We start from the raw sequence: 20566 nt of genomic DNA on the forward strand, positions 1-20566 counted from the left end.
ATGGTAAAACGCAGTGAAAAATTGGAGACCATGATTCATTATCTGCTTTTGGCAGTATTAGCCTTATTGTTTTTGCTCCCATTGTTGTGGATGCTGATCGCCTCTATTGATCCGGGCGCTATTCAAACTTTGAAATTACCTGAAGCAGTATCATTTGAAAATTTTACTTCGATCCTTTCTGATCAAACTATCATTCGGTCATTCGGAATAGGCTTGCTTTTGTCCGGCTGTCAATCGATTTTAGTTGTTGTCTTATGTGTTTTGGCAGCATATCCCTTGTCGAGGTATCAGCTAAGATATAAAAAAAGTTTTTTGATGGCGGTGCTGTTCATGACCTCATTACCGATGACTGCTGTCATCGTGCCGGTCTATCAACTGTTTATCTTTTTGAAGTTTCAAGATTCATTACTGGCGGTGACGTTCTTCTTGACGGCGTCCTCACTGCCTTATGGGATTTGGATGATGAAGAACTTTATGGATTCGGTACCAATCGACTTAGAAGAGTCCGCTTGGGTCGATGGGGCTTCAACATGGCAAGGGGTACGAAAAGTCGTAGCGCCGCTGATGGTTCCAGGTATTTGTACGGTTGGTATTTTTACTTTTACTGGAAGCTGGGGCAACTTCTTTGTTCCTTATATTTTGATTCAGTCACCCGAAAAAATGCCGGCATCGGTCTCGATCTTTCAGTTTTTCGGCAACTTTGGTATGGTCAATTATGGCCGTTTAGCCGCTTTTTCGGTGCTATATACCTTACCAGTCGTCATTTTATATGCTTTGTCACAAACGTATATGTCTAAAGGATTTAGCATGGGAGGAGCGACGAAAGGATGAAAGATCCATTTCATACGACAAAAAAATTAACGAAACGAATCACTGAACTAAAAGCGTATCGTTTTCAAAAAGTACAAGACCTGACAATGTGGTCGGCAAAAGAAGATAAGTCAAAAACGGAAAAACACCCACCAGAAGAGTGGGACTTTACACTTTCAGTTGGCGATTTCTGGCAAGGGAGAGACCGTTATATTTGGGCTCATTATGAATTGACAGTTCCAGAGGAGGAAGACTTATGGTTACTGATCGATTTTGGTCGTACAGGTGGTGGCTATAATTCAGGCTTTGAGTCCTTGCTGTTGATCGATGGGGAACCTTATCAGGGTGTCGATTCGAATCATACAGAGATTTTTCTGGCGGATCATTACCGGGGGAAAACCATCCGACTTGATTTAAAACTATGGTCGGGCTTGGAAGGCGGTGGGGCTGAAGTCATTCAACGGCATGAGTTTCGGCAAGCTTATTTGGCAAAACGACACTTAGCTGCTGATGACTGTTTCTTTCTCGCTGATATGATGGCGAAAACTATCGATGGGTTACCGGAAAATGAACCAATACGATACAAGCTGTTGAATCTTTTAGATGATGCCTTTCGGTTGATTCAGTGGCAGGTACCCGGATCTATCTCTTTTTACCATAGCGTTGAGGAAGCTGATCATTATTTAAATCAAGAACTGCAAAAAATACCTAAACTTTCGGAGATTACTGTAACGGCTATCGGCCATACACATATCGATGTTGCTTGGTTGTGGCGGCTGAAGCATACAGGGGAAAAAGCTGTCCGCAGTTTTTCAACGGTTTTACGTTTGATGGAACAATACCCAGAATATATTTTCTTGCAAACCCAACCTCAGCTATACAAATATGTCAAAGTAAGCTATCCAGCTCTTTATGAGAAAATCAAAAAGAGGATCAAAGAAGGCCGTTGGGAAGTGGACGGAGCCATGTGGCTGGAAGCCGATTGTAATATACCGTCAGGCGAATCATTGGTCCGTCAGATACTCCATGGGAAGAAATTTGTGAAGGAAGAATTTGACAAAGAAATGCATTTCTTGTGGCTTCCGGATGTGTTCGGTTATTCTTGGGCACTGCCCCAAATCTTGAAAAAATCCGGCATTGAGACGTTTATGACGACCAAAATCAGCTGGAATCAATATAACCGGATGCCTCATGATACCTTTTATTGGCGGGGAATCGATGGGACAGATATTTTGACGCATTTTATCACCACGCCAGTTGATGGTAAAACGGATGAATGGGCAGAAGAATGGTTTTATACCTACAATGGAACGCTTTCTCCGGAGACCGTTCAAGGAATTTACGACGGATATCAAGACAAGCGTTTGAATCAAGAATTTCTGCTGTCTTATGGTCATGGGGACGGCGGAGGCGGTGTCACTAGAGAGATGCTGGAAAATCGACGACGCCTTGACCAGATTCCAGGATTGCCGCAAGTCAAAACAGGAAAAGCGAAAGCCTTTTTTGAACGACTGCATCAGACAGTAGAACAAAATAAGCCGCTGGTCTCTCGTTGGGATGGCGAATTGTACTTGGAATATCATCGAGGAACCTATACCTCGCAAGCGTTTGTCAAAAAAATGAATCGAAAAGCTGAAATTGCTCTACGGGAACTTGAGATTCTCTATACATGTTTAGCAGCCAGCAAAGAAGACGAGTATCCTAAGGATCCGCTTTTTGAAACATGGGAGACGGTTCTTCGTAATCAATTCCACGATATTATTCCTGGTTCTTCGATCAAAGAAGTTTATCAAGACCATAGAGCAGAGTTTGCCGTCGTGACTCAGACCATTCAACAGTTATTTGAACAATTAGATGGACCTGCTAATCAAAAGTATACAGTCATCAATACAGCTAGCTGGTCAAGGAATGAACTGATTGAACTTCCACTTTTACAAGAAGGTCGCTTTATTGATTCACAAGGAAAAGAACTTCCGGCTTATTTTGATGGAGAAAAACAGTCTGTTCTTGTGACAAATGTTCCGCCAATGAGTCAGGTGATGATAGAGTTTCAACCGATAGCAGAAAATAAAGACATCAAACCGCTCGCTGAGTTCACAGAGGGAGCGCTTGAGACCGATCGTTTGCGAATTTTATGGGAAACATCGGGAAATTTAATCAGCATTTTTGATAAGAAACTAGGTAGAGAAATGTTGGAAGGAAAAGGGAATGTTTTTCAGCTATTTGAAGACAAACCTTTAAATTACGATGCATGGGATATCGATAGTTTTTATCAAGAAAAAGCAACAGTGCTTCAAGCCAATCAAATACGATTACGCTCAAATAATGCACTTTACGCTTCCGTAGTATTTGAGTATACGTTTGGTAATTCGCAGATACATCAGGAAATGCGGGTCTATGCTCATACACAACGAATCGATTTTTTAACAAACGTGTCATGGCATGAACGCCAACAACTGTTGAAGGTAAACTTTGATGCAGCAATTCGATCAACTGAAGCAGTATTTGATATTCAGTACGGAAATGTAAAACGAGCTACCCATGCTAATACCAGTTGGCAATTGGCTCAGTTTGAAACAGTAGGCCACCAATGGGCAGATCTTTCAGAAAAATATTGTGGGGTAAGTTTATTGAATGACTGTAAATATGGTTATGCTGTTAAGGAAAATCAATTAAGCTTGACCTTGCTTAAAGGCGCTATCTATCCTGATCCACTGGCTGACGATGGCGATCACAAATTTACTTACAGTTTTTATGCCCACGAGCACGATGCCATCGATGGGGGAACAATGGAAGAAGCATGGTCCCTCAACTCGCCATTAACGGTTATTAACGGAGAACATTCTTGGTTGCTTCCGTTGCAAATAGACTGTGAAACCTCAGTTACCATCGACGCAATCAAGCAAGCAGAAACCGGCAAAGGGTGGATTTTACGCTTACATGATCACACGGGAGGAACTAGAAAGGTTACATTGCAGTTGCCAAGCAGTTTTTGGCAAGAAACAGATTTAATGGAGATACCTTTAAATAATGAGCAGTGGAAAGATAAAGTCTCATTTACCTTGTCACCCTTTGAAATAAAGACATTTCATTTTTATCTAGACTGAAATAACACAAGTGGGTCTACCTATTAAATGTGTCGTGTGTTTAAAAAAGTATTAGGTTTCGCACCTGTCTGATACAGAGTACTACTTCTTATAAGTCTTAAAAACTTAGAAGGTTTTATAAAAAAACTAAGAGAAACAAAAAGACATTTTTTCATTACGAGAGAATGTCTTTTTTGGTGATTGCTTGCTAGAGGAGGATATTGGTATAGATGGGACAAAGTGGTTTAAGTAAATAAATAAAGATTGATAGAGGTCTGGAGTTCATTTGCGGTATAATGGTCTTTAAAAATAAAAATACGTAAAATGATATATAAAATATGAATAAAATTCTACGAAAACGATTGTTGTTTAACTTCCCGCTCGGTATAATTAGCTTGGGAGCTACAGCAAGACAACGAATAATGAATAAAAAATCTACAAACCGTTGATTAGAAAGGAGCAGCTTATGGAGTAGGTAGTGAGGAAAATCGAAAAAAGACAACATTGTAAGAGTAACAGATGGTGAATTCTTCCATATCTCTAACTTCCAACAATTAGCAGAAATTTTTGAAAAAATTCGTTACGAACTATTTGACGAAGATATCCAAAAGCTGCAAATCGAACTTTCAGATACTATTGCTCAAAATCTTCAGACGATCAATGTGGAGTCTGAACGTTTAGCAGCATAAGGTTCTTTTTAAGGAATCTGAATTTGTTGTTCATCAAATGGTTGTCAATTAGTTGATGTTTAACTAATGAAAAAATAATCATTTGATGAACATTTTTCATAAACTTCCAAAACCTTAGATGTAAGGAGTGAATTGAATGCAATCAGATAAACGCATAACCGCAATGAATAAGAAAGAGGCTGATAGAGCAGATCCCTTATGTATCATTCTTTGTATTTTATTTATCTATTTCACCATCTGTCACTTTTTAGTTTTACCTGTAAAAGCAGCCGAAGTTTCAGATACTGGTTCAATTCAGATAGAAGGCGTCTTAGCCGACATCCTCAACAGCGAAAGGATTACCCCAGAACCCACAGAGCCACTCACTGAACCATTGCTGGAAATCGTCACAGAGCTACCCGATTCAGAACTAATGATTCCCTTTTTTGAATTGATTTATGCAGTGACACCAAGTGAGGGGGAAATGCTGAAAGAAGTCTATGTCAATGTGAACGGTGAATATGATCGGCATTTGTATCAAAGAGCGATAGGGGAGCCGAAGGTCATGGAGCGAACATTCGGTGAAGCTCGTCTCTTTCTTTCTACCGATGAACAGGAGAGCCGATTTGAATTAGTCGCTGTCGATAGCAGTAACAAAAGGACTTATTATCCCATAGATCAGTCATTTTGGTTATCGGAAAATCCCGAGCCGCCGTTGCCGACTATTGCCGACATATCAATACTTGATCGTTATGAAGGAAAGATAGCTTTTGTACATAATCGTCTCCATCTCCAATATAATGACGAGATACTTACAGGAATAAACGAGCAAAACGGCGAAACGAGTTTAGATCAGCTGTTGGATGAACTTTCTTACTATGACATGGCGTTGATTGCTGGACCAGACAAGAATGAGAGAGTAACGATTCAGTTAAAGCAAACTCCTTATAGAGAGCTTAATAGATTCTTTTGTGATTTAGAAACATTTACTTCTGGTATTGTTACCGATGGAGAAATTGAAGAGATGACTTTAGCTGAGGCGGACCAGTTACCCAAAACAGCAGCACCCGTCGATCGCTCGGTTGAGTTTAAACGGCATATGTTAAAAATCGGCTGGGTACCGGGTTTGTTTTTCCGAAGATATCAGGACAACGTGGTAGGTTTCAAGCTGCATGAAGAAACCATTTTTTTAAATCCCGAGTCGTTTCCTGAAACTTATCTCAGTAAGAAACTGATAAATGAAAAAATCGACGAAGCTGTTGCAGCGATTGATGGCGTTCGTTTAGAAGAAAATCGACTTTCTTATCCTTATGTGCAAATAGCTGTAGGAGGAAATACACCAAGGAATTTAGTGAAGAAAGGGCAACAACTACTGACGAATTATCCCGAAGTCTTTTCAAAAGGGTATGTAATAATCAGAGGAAGGCAAAATTTTTATGGCTATAATACCACAGCCGAATACAAACGACGATGGCGTGTTATGAGCACCTTTGAAGAACGGAACTACCCTATCTGGGCAATCATCAACCCGAATGGCACAGTTTCGTCGTTAACGAGTATGGGTTGGCACGGCTTGACTGTCAGCATGGCGTTAGTGATAGGATTTGGTTCTATCGGCTTTATTGTGTTTTTATTTGAATTTTTTGCTTGTCAAAGGGCAGAAAAACGGAAGAGGAATAGGCAATCAGGTAGAAACTGATACCCGTTTGTCATTCTTAAAATCTGAAAGAATTCTGTTACCTCTAAAGAAGAAAGGAGCAAAGTGAATGCAAGTCGCTGCGCAAATAAATTCAACCGAAGAGAAATTTTTTGAAAATATCTTTCCCATCTATAAAATCTTTAGTCTGTGTTTCTTTGCTCTTGCCATCTATCATATGACCAGTTGGCAAGTATTAGCAGCCGAAGTACCAACCGACCAGTCCCAAGGCGTCTTAGCTGACATCCTCAACAGCGAAAGGAATACCTCAGAACCCACAGAGCCGCTAACTGAACCATTGCTGGAAATCGTCACAGAGCTACCCGATTCAGAACTAATGATTCCCTTTTTTGAATTGATTTATGCGGTAACACCAAGCGAGGGGGAAATGCTGAAAGAAGTCTATGTCAATGTGAACGGTGAATATGATCGGCATTTGTATCAAAGAGCGATGGGAGAGCCAAAGTTCACGGAGCGAACATTTGGTGAGGCGAGGCTTTTTCTTTCTGCTGACCAACAGGAAAGTAAATTTGAATTGGTCGCCGTCGATAGTAGTAACAAAAGGACTTATTATCCCATAGAGCAGTCATTTTGGTTATCGGAAAATCCCGAGCCGCCGTTGCCGACTATCGCTGATGTAACGACGGAAGAGTATTCCGGTGAAGAAGTGACCTTCATTAACAATCGGCTCCATTTTCAACTGGATAGGGAGCGCTTTAATCGAGAATTCGGGTCAAACCATGAAACGGTTTTAGACAAATTGCTTTATGAACTTTCATATTTTGGTGGTGAACTTCTATCCGGTCCAGATAAAAATGATTTTGCAACAATTCGTTTGAAGGGAACTTCTTATGAAGAGCTTGAAAGGATTATACAGAAGTCAATCTCAGAATCCTATGGATTTATCGCTGATGGAAAGATCCAAGAGATAGCTTTAGCCACATCAGATTTATTGCCTAGTGAGGAAGAACCTGTCAACCGCTCCTTTGAGTTAAAACCTGAAATGGTGCGAGTTGGTTTTGTTCCTGGATTGTTTTTGAGAAGGTATCAAAACAATGTGTTGAGCTTTCAATTGCATGAAGAAACATCTTTTTTGAATGCTGAAACGTTTCCAGAGACTTACCTTAGTAAAAAACTGATAGAAAATAAGATTGATGAAACAATTACAGCAATAGATGGGATTCGCTTGGAAAGAATTCCTTCTAGTTATTCTCTTTTCCGCGTAAAGGTTGCTGATGGGACACCTAGAGAATTGATAAAAAAAGCCCAAAAACTATTGGCAGAGCACCCCAACATTTTTGCAGAAGCACGTTTAGCTATATTGGCAGACATAAAAACACCACGTTATGCCACAATTCCTGAATACGAAAGAAAACCTCTTGATAGGCGATTAAATCACTTAGAACAACAAATATACCAATTTTGGGGAAGGATTAATGAAAATGGCACAGTTTCTTCAATGGCAGATATGGGCTTAAGAGGGCTGCCCACTATCGTGAAACTACTAGGAGGCGCCGGTCTATTTTGTGGCATTCTGAATTTCGCCATCTTCATTTACCGAAAAAGACCTCCTCGCAAGAAACACGAGTTTTGGGGATAACGTTCACTGATTGGCATGTGGAAAGTCCTTTCAAGCTGAAGGAGAACGGGGGAAACGCTGTTGTCTTTAAGTGTCGAAACAGTGAAGGACAACCTTCTTTCGAGAAACTGACATTCGATTAAAAGCTGTGATGAACGCCTAGCTGACGCTTGTCACCTTTAAGAAAATCGAACTGCTAGCAAGGATATTTCTGCCAAAAAGAATATTTTGATCGTACGACTTTGATTCACGCAAAGCTAACCACTGGAGCCTTGGTTACATAAAAAACCTCTCAAAAGCAGCTGGTCGCTGATTTTTGAGAGGTTTTGTCTACCAAGAGATAGCTATGGTGTTTTTTCCAGTTGAAATTGTTTATTCAAATTCTTCATACTCATTTGGGTCTTGCCCATCGATGCGGCCGTCTGCTTTGTTTAACTGATTGATTTGATTGATTTCATCTTCAGTCAGTTCAAAGTCGAAGATCGCAAGATTTTCTCGTTGATGGGCGAGGTTTCTTGATTTTGGAAGGGGCAATATGCCACGAGCAACATGCCAGCGCAAGATGATTTGACCAGCTGATTTTTGGTATTTCTCAGCTAATTCAGTGATCAGTGGTTCTTTCAGGGCATCGCTGCCACGACCTAATGGGCTCCAAGCTTCCGTTACGATGCCGCGTTTTTTGTTTTCTGCGACCATTCGTTCTTGGACCCAGTAAGGATGGATCTCAATTTGATTTAGTGCAGGAGTCACACCAGTTGCTTCAATGATGGCATCCAAATGTTCTGGTTCAAAATTGGAAACGCCGATGGAACGGATCAAGCCTAATTTTTGGGCGGTCACTAAGGCTTGCCAAGCTTCGACATATTTGCCGCGTTTTGGTAATGGCCAGTGGATCAAAAAGGCATCGAAGTAGTCGAGCCCCATGCGAGCAAGGGATTCTTGAATGCTGGTTAAGGCATCATCATAGCCATGGTATTTTCCTGGTAATTTTGAGGTGATATAAAATTCTGAACGTGGGATACCCGAGCGACGGATCGCTTTGCCGACAATGCCTTCATTGTCATAATTGGTTGAAGAATCGATCAAGCGATACCCGTCGGCGATCGCTGCTTGCAGCTGGCTCAATCCTTCGCCACCACGGATCTGATAGGTACCGATGCCCACTGCGGGGCGTAAATTGCCGTCGTTTAATGTCAGTAAAGGTGCTTTCATAAAATGATTCCTCCTTTTCTTCTCTACATTTTACTCTAACGCTTTTTTGACAGGAACGTAACCAACTTGCTCAAACAGACAAAGAAAAAAGAGCAACGGTTTCTGTTACAGAAACAATTGCTCTTTTTGATCAAATTATTTTTCAGGCGGTGTGCCATACATTTTTGGTGTGACTTGATCGAGTTTTGGCGCTTTTCCTTCGACTTTTGGTTCGTCTAGCCATTGGTATTCGCCTTCACCATCAAGGGCTTTGCCTTTCGCCCAAGAGCCTTCTTTACTTTGGTCGCCTTCTGAGAAGTTATAGAAATCATAAGCGATATCTAAGCGTTCGTTTTTGCGGTCAAAGGTAGTCGGCACTAAAATCGAGCCTTCGTTTTCTTCCAATTCTTTCACGGCAGCTGCCCAAAGATTTTGGTGGTAGCTATCACGTGCTAATAAGACCGAAAGTAAGTCTTTGACCCCACGGTCATCGATCATTTCATAGATGCGTGCTACTTGCAGACGACCTTGTGATTCCGCATTTAAGTTGGCACGGAAATCAGCAAGTAAGTTGCCACTAGCAATGATATACGCACCTGACCATGGATTGCCGACGCTATCAGCAGGACGTGGTCCTAAGCCTGCAACGATGGCATGTTGCGGATTCATTCCAGAAATGATCGCACCGATCGTTGGGTCTTTTTTCATAGCCGCTTCTTGATCTTCCACAGGTGCACCTTCCAGTAGACGTGCAACCATCGTTGCTAACATTTCAACGTGTCCAAGCTCTTCAGTAGCGATATCCATTAACATGTCTTTGTATTTTTCTTCCCCACGGCAGCTCCATCCTTGGAATAAGTATTGCATGGCAACACTCATTTCTCCATATTGTCCACCGATTAATTCTTGAAGGTATTTCGCAACTAACGGATTTGGTTTTTCTGGCTTAGCTTCAAACTGTAATTCTTTCTGATGACGAAACATACGATTCCTCCTAAAATTTTTTATTGGGCCCATAAAAAGTTTCTCATGAATCGAAACGTTCGTCTAATAAAACGCACTTTGCCAAAATGAAAAAAGCATCGAAAAGAAAAGCCATTTATTTTGACAAAAAGCCTGAAGCGTTAGATAGTTAAATTAAGAGAGAATTAGAAAAGGAGCGAGTCACCATGTTTCAGTATTACAAAATGGAAGACCGAAAAATAAGAAAATCTTCGGAGGAAGATTACAATTGGCTAGTGGTTTCTGGCACAGATCCAGAGGAACAACGACACTTGTTAGATAAGTATCAACTGCCTGAAGATATTTTTATTGGCGCCAATGAACCGGAAGAAGTGTCACGGTTGGAATACTTGCGCAACACTAAGTTGAATCATCCGATTCTCTATACCTTGATCGATTTGTCGGAAGTGACTGAGGATCGAATCGAAGACCGTCTTGAGCCTGTGACTTTTATCTACACCAAAGATCTATTGATCACGTATGTCTCTCATCAATCCAATCTGATCAAACGATTGATCGAAAAGCATGAGCAAGATATCCAGCGGTATGAAGATATCGTTGCCTATTCGACGTTGATGATCTACACCCATTACATCAAAGGTCTGCAGGAGATGAAGAAGCAAATCGATGATTTGGATCAAGCAGCCCGTAAAACGACAGAAAACAAGGAATTGTTTAACTTAGCCGATACCGAGCGAGACATGGTCTATCTTGATCACACCTTGCGGGACCAAAACCATACCGTCGATCGTTTGATGGATCGCAAAGAATTTTTGGATCGTTTGGATAATGAAGCCCTTGTTTATGACATCAAGCTGCGGCAAAAATTTGCCATGAAAATGGTCACTATCTATCGCGACTTGTTAGAAACCATCGGTGGCTTGTTCTCCGATATGATGGACAACAATCTAAACCATCTGATGAAATACTTAGACTCTGCAGCATTAGTGGTGGCAGTGCCGTCCTTGATCGCGGGGCTATGGGGGATCAACACCGGAGGACTGCCAGGAAAAGACAATGCGATCGGTACGATCGTCGTCTTTGGCTTGGCTATTTTAGTCGGCATTTTAACTGCCGTCTACTTGTCACGAAAAGACTTTTCAAAATAAAAAGCGCCGCTGCTCTGTGGCACCGTTCATCCATAAAAGGAGAAAGGTGTGACGAAGCAGTCGGCACTTTTTTTATTTTAGTCCGCTGTCTAAATTGCTGTCGAGAATCCAGCGCTGAAAGGCGAGGAAGACCAGCAGCAAAGGCAAAATGGAAATTACCGAGGCAGCGATCAAAATCGTCCAATTGATATTTTCCGCGCCCACCAAGCTGCGGATCGCCACTTGCAAGGTGTATTTTTTCGGATCATTCAAGACGATCAAGGGCCAGATATAATCATTCCACCGCCACTGGAAGGAAAAGATCCCCAGTGTCATAATGATTGGTCGGGCAATCGGCAGCATGATTTTCAAAAAGATCATCCCATCCGAAGCGCCATCGATGCGGGCTGATTCAATCAGATCGTCAGGAACGGAGACGAAAAAGGTTCGGAACATAAAGATACCGGTTGCTGTATTGATGGAAGGGATGATGATCCCCAATAATTTATCATATAAGCCTAGTGAACGAATGACAGAAAACGTTGGGTTCATGATAACTTCCGTCGGCAGCATGGTGGTGGCGATGATACAGATGAAGAAAAAACGCAGCCATTTCGCATCATATTTTGCAAAGGCATAGCCACAGGCGGCGCTGACTAGGATCGTCAATAAAGTGGTGACCACCGCTGAAATCAACGTATTATTGAAGTAACGAAAGAAATCCAATGTTGTCCAAGCATCAATAAAGTTTTGAATGGTTGGATTTTCAGGAATGATTTTCAAGGGATAAGCAAATAGTTCAGTCCCTGGTTTAAAGGCACTTAATAAGAACCAAAGTAGTGGAAAAAGGTACAGCAGGGAAGTGATGATCAGTGCCAGCGTTAAAAAAAACATCGCTGACTTTCTTGTGACAGGTCGTTTGGTTTTGATGGTCTTAGATGTCATTCTTGCCGCCTCCAATCTTCATTTGTGCTAAGCCTAACAGTAAAAGAATCACGAAAAGTACCATGGAGGCAGCACTGGCATAGCCGACCCGCATTTTGTCAAACCCAGTCGTATAGATATATTGCACGATCAACATGTTGTCGGTTCCTGGACCACCATTGGTCAGCGATTGCACGAGGGCGAACTCTTTCATAGCGCCGATCGAAGCCAATAAGATGACCATAAAGGAAGTCGGCCGCAGCATAGGCAAGGTGATGTAGCGTAATTTGTGCCCAAAGCTGGCGCCGTCGATCTCGGCAGCTTCATACAACGAGCGGGGGATATTTTTCAAAGCTGCAGTAAATTGCAGCATGTTAAAGGCAGTCCCGCCCCAGATGGCAGCCAAAATAATGACAGAAAAGGCAGCATTCGAGTCGGTAAACCACGGTACAGTTTGTTGTCCTGCTTGCTCTAGAATAAAGTTGATAAAGCCAAAGTTTTCACCAAACAACCATTTCCAGATAACCCCAGCGATGATCCCAGAGATAGTCCATGGTAAGAAAAAAATGATCTTTGCGAGAAATTTGCCTTTCGCCAGCTGACTATTCAACATCAAAGCGACGGCGAGAGAAACGACATAGATGCTTGGGACCAGAATGATCACATAACGAAATGTACGAAATAGTGCTTTATAGAAGCTGGCGTCTTGAAACAATTCTTGATAATTCGCCAAGCCGATAAAATTGGCTGTCGCAAAGCCTTTATAGTCAGTTAACGAGTAATAAAGTCCTAAGAGTGCTGGAATCAAAAAGAAGATAATGAACAAAATGATGCTTGCGCCAGTGAATAGCAACGGCCATTTGTTTTTTTGTAAAGTACTCACAGAAAATTCCTCCTCCGACGATCGTATCAGCAACAAAGAACCCGCAGTCTGCAAAAAGTCAGACTATGGGTTCTTTGTGGTTGAACGTCTGTTTATTTCTTCAAAAACCCATCATTGTAATCCTTGATCGTCTTGTCGATTGCCTCATCTAATGTAATTTCATCATTTAATACTTGCACGATGGCATCACGGTAAGCCCCTGTCAATCCAGTGTAGCCTTTCATACTCATCGTCACTTGATCGGTAGTTTGCTTGCTGCTGATTGGTTGAGCAGCGGCTGCGATCTCTTGGTTGTAGATTTCATAAGCATCCTGACCTTGTTCATAGTCGACCGTCAAATCTTCCACCGCAGGTAAGTAGCCAGCATAGGTACAAAGCTGTTTGTAATTTTCTTCTTCGTACAGCCATTTAATGAATTTTTCGCCTTCTTCACTGTTTTTACTATTGTTGAAGCCAGTGATGAAGTTGCCGCCCATATTGACCGCGCGGGTCTCTTCATAAGGAGAATAGGTGGATTGCCAGTTAAAGTTGCTGATGTTGGTAGAAAAATCAACGATCTGCCAGCTGCCAGAAAAGTAAGCTGGAACACGGCCGCTCTTGAACATAGCAGAAGCATCTTCTCCAGAGGTCCAAACCGATTTTGGCATTACTTCGTCATTGTTCAAATCAACAAATTTTTGCAAAGCCGCTTTCGTAGCATCATCGGTCGTGTAAGAATCACCGCTGTCATCTAAAAAGAAATCTTGTCCCCCGTATTGATAGGTGAAAGCCCGTAAACGGTGATCCGACGCGTCCATGACCATGCCGTATTTGGCATCGGTTTTTTCAACGACTTCATTGATCGCGGTTAAAAATTCATCCCAAGTCCAAATGTCCTCTTCCGAAGTGGGGTAGGTCACACCAGCTTCGTCAAACAAATCCGTATTGATAAACAACCCAGTGGCAGTGACATCAGAAGGAAGTGCTTTGACGACATCTGCTTCATCTTTGATCGTCATCGATTCCAATGTTTTTGCCTCACTGGCGATGTCCGATAGATCCATCAGATAGTCATTCCAGTCAGGTTGAACGGTTGAAACCCGCACGACCTCTGGCGCATCATCCGCTTGAACAGCTTTGGTGATCTTTGTCAGCAAGTCCGCATAAGGCACGTCGGTGACTTCGACAGTCACACCAGTTTCTTCCTTGTATTTTTCCGCCATTTTCGAATAAGCGCCGCCTTCACTGGTATCTCCAGAAACGAACATACGAATCTGCTTGTTCTCGCTGGCACTGTCACCACTGCCGCAGCCAGCGATTCCTAACATCACTGCCGCCAAAGACAAAATTGAATACCCTATTTTTTTGTTCATTTTGTTCCTCTCCTTTATTGAATGATTTTTGTTCAAAAAAACGTTTCCAATCGAAAACGATCGAAACGTCCCCCAATGAAAAATAGCTGATGTACTGAAAAGATAGCAGTCCTAGGACTGATCGAGGAGTGAAAAGTGCCAATTATCTGACAAAATAAGAGTGGTTCTCCCTCAGTTTAGCGGATAAGATGCAAAATACAAAATAAAACGATTTCAAAAAATGCACCAATACTAAAAAAAACGAATTAAAGCTCTTACAACGATAATTAAGAAGTGCTGATAAACGTTAATATAACAAGGCTTGAAAATTATTTTTGCAAATTGAGTGCAAATCTTTTGTCTAAAACGGGGATTAAGCGTAACATAATATGTGTAATAACTACTTAAAAGAAAGAAGGAGAAAAATATGCATTGGTTATGGGTATTAATCGTAGGAGCTATTATCGGTTTGATCGCCGGAGCTATCACAAATAAAGGTGGATCAATGGGTTGGATCGCCAACATCGTTGCAGGTTTAGTAGGTTCAGCTATTGGACAAGCGATCTTAGGTTCTTGGGGTCCATCACTTGCTGGAATGGCAATCGTCCCATCAATTATTGGTGCGGTTATTGTAGTTGCTGTTGTTTCATTCTTCTTAGGACGTTCAAACGGCTAGTCCATTCAGCAATTGTTTTCATTCATTTATTTCGGGTAGGAACTACCTTGAATAGACAGGCAAATCCAGAGTTTCTGGGTTTGCCTTTTTTGTTTTTTAAAAGGATGCATAAGCAATCCTTTTGTCAGATTAGAAAATTGTCGTTACACTTGAAGTAGGTCAAAAAAGAAAGGAAGAGGTTCAATGAAAAAGCAATATGAAACAGCGATGATCAATCGAGGCGGACGTGTCGGAGAGGTCGAAGCACCAAACGGTAGTTTTCACCTGAAAATCGACAAGCCAGGTCTTCATAGTGAAGGGACCAATCCAGAGCAATTATTTGCCGCAGGCTATGCTTCATGCTTCAACGGTGCCGTACAGCATATGCTGAAAGAGCATAACATCGAATCCGAATCCGAAGTTAAAGCAAGAGTGTCTTTGTATCAGCATGAGGACGGTAGTTACCAAATCGGCGTGATTTTAGAAGTATCGTTACCAGGCGTTGAAAAAGCCGAGGCAGAGAAAATCGCAGAAGAAGCCCACGATTTTTGTCCGTATTCTCGGGCCACTCGCGGCAACATTGATGTTGAAGTTCAAGTAGTCTAAGCAGTATTACGAATAGACAAACAATAAGCGGTTGGTAAATCAACCGACAAGAGGGAATTCATCAAGGAGGCCAATCAATGAGACAAACAGAGAGCTTGCTGCTTTTGGGCGTGTTTGTGGTTGGCCTTTTTGTGGTGTACTGGCTGAAAAAGCAACGACATACACGCCACAACCAAGCACTGGCAGTTCAACTGAAGCGTTACCCCAGCGTCCGGCAGGCGTGGCTGGCAGCCGGGGCAAAAAGGGAAGCAGTCCTTTTGGTTCCTGGTTTAAAAGAAGCCACTGCCGCAGTGGCAACGACGGCAACGGCGAAAGCAGAAACGAGGCTGCACAAGCATGCAGATCAATGTCAGGCAATGACCCCACAAGGGTTGGCCGTTTCAGAGGACTATTTGTTCATCTCAGCGTATTGTTCGCAGCAGGAACATCACTCACAGCTTTATATAATAGAAAGAACGAGCGGGCGGCATCTGAAAACGGTGGTTCTACCAAAACGCCCCCATGTCGGTGGCCTAGTCTTTGATCGAGCAACGCAATTGCTGTGGCTAACCATCACTGGAAAAGGAATGGGGCGCGTGGCGTGTGTTTCTCTACAAGCACTGCTGGAAGATGATTCCTTGGCAATCAATCAGCCTATCGCTTATCAGCAAGTCATCGAATTGGCAGGCATCACTCACAGCTCCTATTTGGCAGCCGATGGCGGTGAACTTGTCTCAGGGACCTTTGCCTTGAAACAAGGAGGCGTGGTGGCGAATTATCCGCTGCCTGTTCTTTCAGACAGCGGTCGCAAAACGCCTCCTCGCATCAAGCCTCGTAAGAGAAGGGTCACCACCACGAAAGTCCAAAGTATCGCCTTTACCACTGAATACATGTTGCTGGCACGTTCATTTGGACCAGGGTCGGCGGAGTTATGGGTCTTTTCAAAGGATGCAACGGTGCTGACCCGCAAACATGCGTTGCGGCGCATCAAGTTTCCCCATTACCTTGAACAGATCGTGGTAGAAAAAGGACAGCTGTACTGCTTGTTTGAAAGTGGGGCATGGGCGTATCGGCAAAAAGGCGGCAGCATCGATGAAGTCGTGGTATTGGATCTTGCGACCTTGCTCCAGTAAAAGCACTGCTTAAAAAGAAAAAAGACCAGCCTCTTAAGAAGCTGGTCGTAAGTGCAGTGATTAGTCCACGATTGCTCGTTGGATATCTAAGACGGTGCCTGTATGAGCATCTGCCAAAAATTCATAGGTGACAAGCTGCCCGTCTTCGGTGCGGGTAATGCCGCCAGTATATCCTTGGGAAGTGATCGCAAATTTGCGCAAAGGTTGTTTTTCGAAATTGATCCAGGAACCTTCGATCGGTCCTTCTTTGATAAATGCTGCTTTTATATTGTCTAAGACATCATCGGCATTCATGGCTTGCCTTTTCTTCAACCAGATCGTTGAAAAAATCCCTCCTGCAAAGCCAAGACCTAAACCGATGGTCAGTCCATTTTTAAAATAATGCAATGGATGCTCATTCTCCATCTAATGTCCCTCCTAAAGTAAGTTTTCCCGAATGTTTTGATCTCGGTGAAAGCACAGGTTCTCTTAACAATAGTTTACCATAGTTTAGAAATATTCTATAAGAAAAATAACCAACAATAGAAATTTGCGCTATAATAAAGAATATCAGTAGGAATAAGGAGGAAGAGAGCACATCCGTTGTTTCACCCAAAAATTGCTGGAAAACACAGCAACAGCAAGCGTTGCTTTTTCAAAAAAAGCAGCTTTGTTTCTTTAGGGCAGCAAACAACCGATACGTGTTTCTCGAATGATCATGGAAGAAAAAACATTTCAACGCATCAAAGAACTAACGGAGTTACAAGGAACCAGTGGGTTTGAACACGACGTGCGGGCGTATATGCGTGAAGCGATGACCCCCTTGGTGGACGAGATCCAACAAGATGGCTTAGGCGGCATCTTCGGTTTGCGTCACCACCAAGAAGCAGATGCACCGCGAGTGATGGTAGCTGCTCATATGGATGAAGTTGGTTTCTTATTGACGACGATCACCGATCGTGGCTTATTCAAAGTCACTCCTTTAGGTGGATGGAACCCTTATGTGGTTTCTGCCCAACGCTTTACATTGAAAACCGCGAAAGGCGATTATCCATGTGTTTCTTCTTCAGTACCGCCACATTTGTTGCGAGGAAGCAGCGGTCAAAAAAATGTTGAAGTCACAGATATTTTGTTTGATGCTGGGTTTGAATCAAAAGAAGAAGCAGAAAGTTTTGGTGTACGTCCTGGCGATACGATCGTCCCACAAGTGGAAACCATCAAAACAGCTAATGGGAAAAACATCATCTCGAAAGCTTGGGACAACCGTTACGGCTGTGCAGTCGTATTAGAAGCACTTGAAGCCTTGAAAGAGGAAACGTTAGGCCATACGCTGATTGCTGGTGCCAATGTTCAAGAAGAAGTCGGCTTACGAGGTTCTCGTCCGTCTGTGACGAAATTCAAACCAGACTTGTTCTTTGCGGTCGATTGCTCGCCAGCAGATGACACAGTCACCAAAAATGGCACCTTTGGTCATCTAGGGGCAGGGACTTTGATGCGAATCTATGATCCAGGCATGATCATGTTGCCACGGATGAAAGAATTCTTGTTGGATACAGCAGAAACCAACAACATTCCTTACCAATACTTTGTTTCCAAAGGCGGTACCGATGCTGGTGCGGCACACATGGCAAATGAAGGGATCCCAAGTTCAGTCATCGGTGTTCCTGGACGTTACATCCACACCCACCAAACCCTATTCAGTATCGCTGATTATGAAGCGGCACGGGAAATGGTGATTCAAGTCTTGAAAGGTTTGGATCGTTCAACCGTTGATACGATCTTGGCTGGACAATAAGCGAGAACGAACGAAAAGAGACAGCCATCCGTTGTCTCTTTTTTTGCAGGGTTTTGCAAGATCAGCATGTCAGTTGGTAGTCCCTGAAAGAAAGGTGTATACTAAAAGAAAAGAAAGTGGTGAGCATTTGATTATTCCAAAAGATTTAGCAGAGTTAGCAACATATGTGGAGAAAGGCAAAAATGTCTTCTTTTTCACCGCCGATTGGTGTGGGGATTGCCGCTACATCAAACCGCAATTGCCTGAGATCGAAGCGGACTTTCCAAATCTTCAATTTATCGAAGTCGATCGTGATGAATACATGGATGTAGCGGTTGAATGGAACATTTTTGGTATTCCTAGCCTCGTCGTTATCGAAGACGGCAAGGAGCTGGGACGGTTAGTCAACAAGGATCGCAAAACCAAAGAAGAGATCGAAGCCTTTTTAACCAGCGTACAATCAACATAGGAGGGGAAAAAGATGGAAGCACAAAGATATCAAAACATTTTAGTAGGGATCGACGGTTCAGATCAAGCGATGTCTGCCTTCAAAAAAGCAGTGGAAGTCGCTCGTCGAAATCAAGGGAAGGTCTATGCCGCAACGATCATCGATCAGCAAGTGCCTACCATGATGGGCTATGCACCTTTGGATAGTTCCATCTTGGAACAAGAAAAAGACACGGCGAAAAATCTGATCGACGACTGCAAAGCCTACGCAAAATCAGTGGATTTTGATTTAGTAGAAGGCATCGTCGCTTACGGCTCCATCAAAGACGCCCTTGCCACTCAATTACCAGACCAATACGACATCGATTTGATCATGGTGGGGCAATCTGGGCTGAACGCAGTGGAACGCTTCATGATGGGGAGTGTCGCCAGCTTCGTTATCCGTGAAGCCCGGTGCGACGTGCTGATCGTATCGCCTGAAGAAACCAAAGCGTAAGGTCATTTTTTAAAAAAAATAAGCTTGTCGTTGCCGAGTTCTTTTTCTTAGAGAAGATGGCAGCAAAAGAAGACAAGGGTTAAAAGAAAGTTCCTGAGAACCAGCGATGTTTCACTTGTTAGCAAAGCACCGTCTTTCGCTGATGAGCTGCAGCTGGTTCTTAGGTTTTTTTGTGCTCGTTTTGAGGGAAGACATCTGTCGCTGTTGTCTTGTTTCGTAGGTAATAGTGCCAAACAGAAGTTTTTAGAACCAGCGTTTATCGGCTCGTTAGCAAAGCAGCGTCTTAGCTAATAAGCCGCAGCTGGTTCTTAGTTTTTTCCTGTATCCGTTTTTTGGGAAACTTATTGTTGTTGCCTTCTTTCGTAGAAAGTAGTTCTACCAGCAAGTTCTTGAGAAGCCGCGGGTTCTGCTCCTTCGTCAATTTTCAAACTAAGCCAGCCAGCAGAAGTTGGTTCTCAGGCGTTTTTTGTCTTTGAAAATGAGTAGAATTTCAAGGAAAACAAAGAAATTCCATGACGGATGCCGAAAAATTTGTTAAGATTATGGGCGGAATGTGTAAGTACCTAAGGAGGAAAAAACGTGATTTTTGCTTATAACAAAGAATATGTCAGTGATACACTGCTTGCCATCACAGCAGATGATAAAGGATTAGAACAAACCGTCGAACGCAAAGGCAATGTTGCCCAAATCAAAAATGAAGAAGGCACGATCGTCGGCTGGAACTTTTTTGCGATCTCAGAAGTGATGACGATCGAAGGTCGTGGCCAAGTGACGTTGACGAAAGAACAAATCCAACAATTGAACACCATGATCAAAGAAGCAGGATTCAGCGAAGAACTGCCAGCAGATACAGAACCAAAAATCGTCGTTGGCTATGTGAAATCTTGTGTGGAACATCCAGACAGCGACCATCTGTCTATCACGGAAACAGAAGTCGGGGATGGGGAAGTCTTGCAAATCGTCTGTGGTGCTGCCAATATCCGTAAAGGCTTGAAAGTCGTTGTCGCAAAACCTGGGGCAATGATGCCAGATGGCTTGATGATTTGGCCGGGGACGCTTCGTGGCGTAGAAAGCTTCGGAATGATCTGCTCTGCTAAAGAACTGCATTTAGAAGGTGCACCAATGAAAAAAGGCATCCTTGAGCTGCCTCAAGATGCCGTTGTAGGTGAAGCTTTTCCAGTCGGTAAAGCCTAAAAAAATGAACTGCCGCTTCCTGTTTTTGCGGCAGTTCATTTTTTG

At 42.7% G+C, this 20566-nt stretch carries 18 protein-coding genes; 12 read left to right on the top strand and 6 right to left on the bottom strand.

Going from position 1 to position 20566, the window contains the following annotated elements:
* The 4 genes from IGI96_RS12420 (at position 1) to IGI96_RS12435 (ending at position 7860) form a co-directional block, all read left to right on the top strand.
* Positions 1-831 carry a carbohydrate ABC transporter permease gene (locus tag IGI96_RS12420; RefSeq protein ID WP_034858274.1) on the top strand — a complete coding sequence of 277 codons (831 nt, stop codon included), beginning with the start codon at positions 1-3 and terminating at the stop codon, positions 829-831.
* The gene (locus tag IGI96_RS12425) at positions 828-3917 is read left to right on the top strand and encodes an alpha-mannosidase (RefSeq protein WP_270287927.1); all 3090 of its coding nucleotides are present in this window, start codon (positions 828-830) and stop codon (positions 3915-3917) included. Before IGI96_RS12420 ends, IGI96_RS12425 begins: the two co-directional genes overlap by 4 nt.
* An 804-nt stretch (positions 3918-4721) precedes the next feature.
* Positions 4722-6263 (top strand): hypothetical protein, encoded by a 1542-nt coding sequence (locus IGI96_RS12430; RefSeq protein ID WP_270287928.1) that lies wholly within the window; start codon positions 4722-4724, stop codon positions 6261-6263.
* A gap of 67 nt (positions 6264-6330) precedes the next feature.
* Positions 6331-7860: a hypothetical protein gene (locus IGI96_RS12435; RefSeq protein ID WP_270287929.1), complete on the top strand. Its 1530-nt coding sequence runs from the start codon at positions 6331-6333 to the stop codon at positions 7858-7860.
* 351 nt (positions 7861-8211) lie between these two features.
* Here IGI96_RS12435 and IGI96_RS12440 read toward each other — a convergent pair whose 3' ends face one another.
* Positions 8212-9051, bottom strand: a complete 840-nt coding sequence (locus tag IGI96_RS12440) for an aldo/keto reductase (protein WP_270287930.1) — start codon at positions 9049-9051, stop codon at positions 8212-8214.
* A gap of 135 nt (positions 9052-9186) precedes the next feature.
* The gene (locus tag IGI96_RS12445; protein ID WP_005225417.1) at positions 9187-10014 is read right to left on the bottom strand and encodes a manganese catalase family protein; all 828 of its coding nucleotides are present in this window, start codon (positions 10012-10014) and stop codon (positions 9187-9189) included.
* A 185-nt stretch (positions 10015-10199) separates the two neighbouring features.
* Between IGI96_RS12445 and IGI96_RS12450 the strand changes: the two genes are divergently transcribed.
* Positions 10200-11141, top strand: a complete 942-nt coding sequence (locus tag IGI96_RS12450) for a magnesium transporter CorA family protein (protein WP_167822949.1) — start codon at positions 10200-10202, stop codon at positions 11139-11141.
* Between the two features lie 72 nt (positions 11142-11213).
* On the opposite strand, the gene IGI96_RS12455 is transcribed toward IGI96_RS12450, so the two are convergent.
* The 3 genes from IGI96_RS12455 to IGI96_RS12465 all read right to left on the bottom strand — a co-directional run bounded on the left by IGI96_RS12455 (position 11214) and on the right by IGI96_RS12465 (position 14279).
* Positions 11214-12065, bottom strand: a complete 852-nt coding sequence (locus IGI96_RS12455; RefSeq protein ID WP_270287931.1) for a carbohydrate ABC transporter permease — start codon at positions 12063-12065, stop codon at positions 11214-11216.
* Positions 12055-12927, bottom strand: coding sequence for a carbohydrate ABC transporter permease (locus IGI96_RS12460; protein ID WP_270287932.1), 873 nt, complete (start codon positions 12925-12927; stop codon positions 12055-12057). The genes IGI96_RS12455 and IGI96_RS12460 overlap by 11 nt, the downstream gene beginning before the upstream one ends.
* A 92-nt stretch (positions 12928-13019) precedes the next feature.
* Positions 13020-14279, bottom strand: a complete 1260-nt coding sequence (locus IGI96_RS12465) for an ABC transporter substrate-binding protein (RefSeq protein WP_270287933.1) — start codon at positions 14277-14279, stop codon at positions 13020-13022.
* A gap of 406 nt (positions 14280-14685) precedes the next feature.
* Here IGI96_RS12465 and IGI96_RS12470 point away from each other — a divergent pair, with 406 nt between their 5' ends.
* From IGI96_RS12470 to IGI96_RS12480, 3 genes are all read left to right on the top strand, one after another.
* Positions 14686-14934, top strand: coding sequence for a GlsB/YeaQ/YmgE family stress response membrane protein (locus IGI96_RS12470; RefSeq protein ID WP_005225422.1), 249 nt, complete (start codon positions 14686-14688; stop codon positions 14932-14934).
* A gap of 183 nt (positions 14935-15117) precedes the next feature.
* On the top strand, positions 15118-15519 hold the full coding sequence (locus IGI96_RS12475) for an Ohr family peroxiredoxin (protein ID WP_005225423.1): 402 nt from the start codon (positions 15118-15120) through the stop codon (positions 15517-15519).
* A gap of 77 nt (positions 15520-15596) precedes the next feature.
* On the top strand, positions 15597-16631 hold the full coding sequence (locus tag IGI96_RS12480) for a hypothetical protein (protein WP_153883354.1): 1035 nt from the start codon (positions 15597-15599) through the stop codon (positions 16629-16631).
* A 60-nt stretch (positions 16632-16691) separates the two neighbouring features.
* Here the strand turns inward: IGI96_RS12480 and IGI96_RS12485 are convergent, their stop codons facing one another.
* A complete protein-coding gene (locus tag IGI96_RS12485) occupies positions 16692-17036 on the bottom strand; it encodes a peptidase (RefSeq protein ID WP_005225425.1) in 345 nt (114 codons plus the stop codon).
* Between the two features lie 292 nt (positions 17037-17328).
* Here IGI96_RS12485 and pepA point away from each other — a divergent pair, with 292 nt between their 5' ends.
* From pepA to ytpR, 4 genes are all read left to right on the top strand, one after another.
* Positions 17329-18405, top strand: coding sequence for a glutamyl aminopeptidase (pepA, locus tag IGI96_RS12490; RefSeq protein WP_034870266.1), 1077 nt, complete (start codon positions 17329-17331; stop codon positions 18403-18405).
* Between the two features lie 127 nt (positions 18406-18532).
* A complete protein-coding gene (locus IGI96_RS12495) occupies positions 18533-18853 on the top strand; it encodes a thioredoxin family protein (protein ID WP_270288010.1) in 321 nt (106 codons plus the stop codon).
* A gap of 12 nt (positions 18854-18865) precedes the next feature.
* Entirely contained in the window at positions 18866-19327 is a 462-nt protein-coding gene (locus tag IGI96_RS12500; protein WP_005225429.1) for a universal stress protein, read from the top strand.
* Positions 19328-19906: 579 nt separating this feature from the next.
* Positions 19907-20521, top strand: coding sequence for a YtpR family tRNA-binding protein (gene ytpR / locus IGI96_RS12505; protein ID WP_005225431.1), 615 nt, complete (start codon positions 19907-19909; stop codon positions 20519-20521).
* Positions 20522-20566 lie beyond the last annotated feature (45 nt).

It is taken from the genome of Enterococcus sp. DIV0421 (assembly GCF_051713745.1).
GTDB lineage: Bacteria > Bacillota > Bacilli > Lactobacillales > Enterococcaceae > Enterococcus_D > Enterococcus_D casseliflavus.

Excerpts from the sequence above, each read along its gene's own strand:
- IGI96_RS12420 (WP_034858274.1), top strand. The coding sequence starts at position 1 with ATGGTAAAACGCAGTGAAAAATTGGAGACCATGATTCATTATCTGCTT.
- IGI96_RS12425 (WP_270287927.1), top strand. The coding sequence starts at position 828 with ATGAAAGATCCATTTCATACGACAAAAAAATTAACGAAACGAATCACT.
- IGI96_RS12430 (WP_270287928.1), top strand. The coding sequence starts at position 4,722 with ATGCAATCAGATAAACGCATAACCGCAATGAATAAGAAAGAGGCTGAT.
- IGI96_RS12435 (WP_270287929.1), top strand. The coding sequence starts at position 6,331 with ATGCAAGTCGCTGCGCAAATAAATTCAACCGAAGAGAAATTTTTTGAA.
- IGI96_RS12440 (WP_270287930.1), bottom strand. The coding sequence starts at position 9,051 with ATGAAAGCACCTTTACTGACATTAAACGACGGCAATTTACGCCCCGCA.
- IGI96_RS12445 (WP_005225417.1), bottom strand. The coding sequence starts at position 10,014 with ATGTTTCGTCATCAGAAAGAATTACAGTTTGAAGCTAAGCCAGAAAAA.
- IGI96_RS12450 (WP_167822949.1), top strand. The coding sequence starts at position 10,200 with ATGTTTCAGTATTACAAAATGGAAGACCGAAAAATAAGAAAATCTTCG.
- IGI96_RS12455 (WP_270287931.1), bottom strand. The coding sequence starts at position 12,065 with ATGACATCTAAGACCATCAAAACCAAACGACCTGTCACAAGAAAGTCA.
- IGI96_RS12465 (WP_270287933.1), bottom strand. The coding sequence starts at position 14,279 with ATGAACAAAAAAATAGGGTATTCAATTTTGTCTTTGGCGGCAGTGATG.
- IGI96_RS12470 (WP_005225422.1), top strand. The coding sequence starts at position 14,686 with ATGCATTGGTTATGGGTATTAATCGTAGGAGCTATTATCGGTTTGATC.
- IGI96_RS12475 (WP_005225423.1), top strand. The coding sequence starts at position 15,118 with ATGAAAAAGCAATATGAAACAGCGATGATCAATCGAGGCGGACGTGTC.
- IGI96_RS12480 (WP_153883354.1), top strand. The coding sequence starts at position 15,597 with ATGAGACAAACAGAGAGCTTGCTGCTTTTGGGCGTGTTTGTGGTTGGC.
- IGI96_RS12485 (WP_005225425.1), bottom strand. The coding sequence starts at position 17,036 with ATGGAGAATGAGCATCCATTGCATTATTTTAAAAATGGACTGACCATC.
- pepA (WP_034870266.1), top strand. The coding sequence starts at position 17,329 with ATGGAAGAAAAAACATTTCAACGCATCAAAGAACTAACGGAGTTACAA.
- IGI96_RS12500 (WP_005225429.1), top strand. The coding sequence starts at position 18,866 with ATGGAAGCACAAAGATATCAAAACATTTTAGTAGGGATCGACGGTTCA.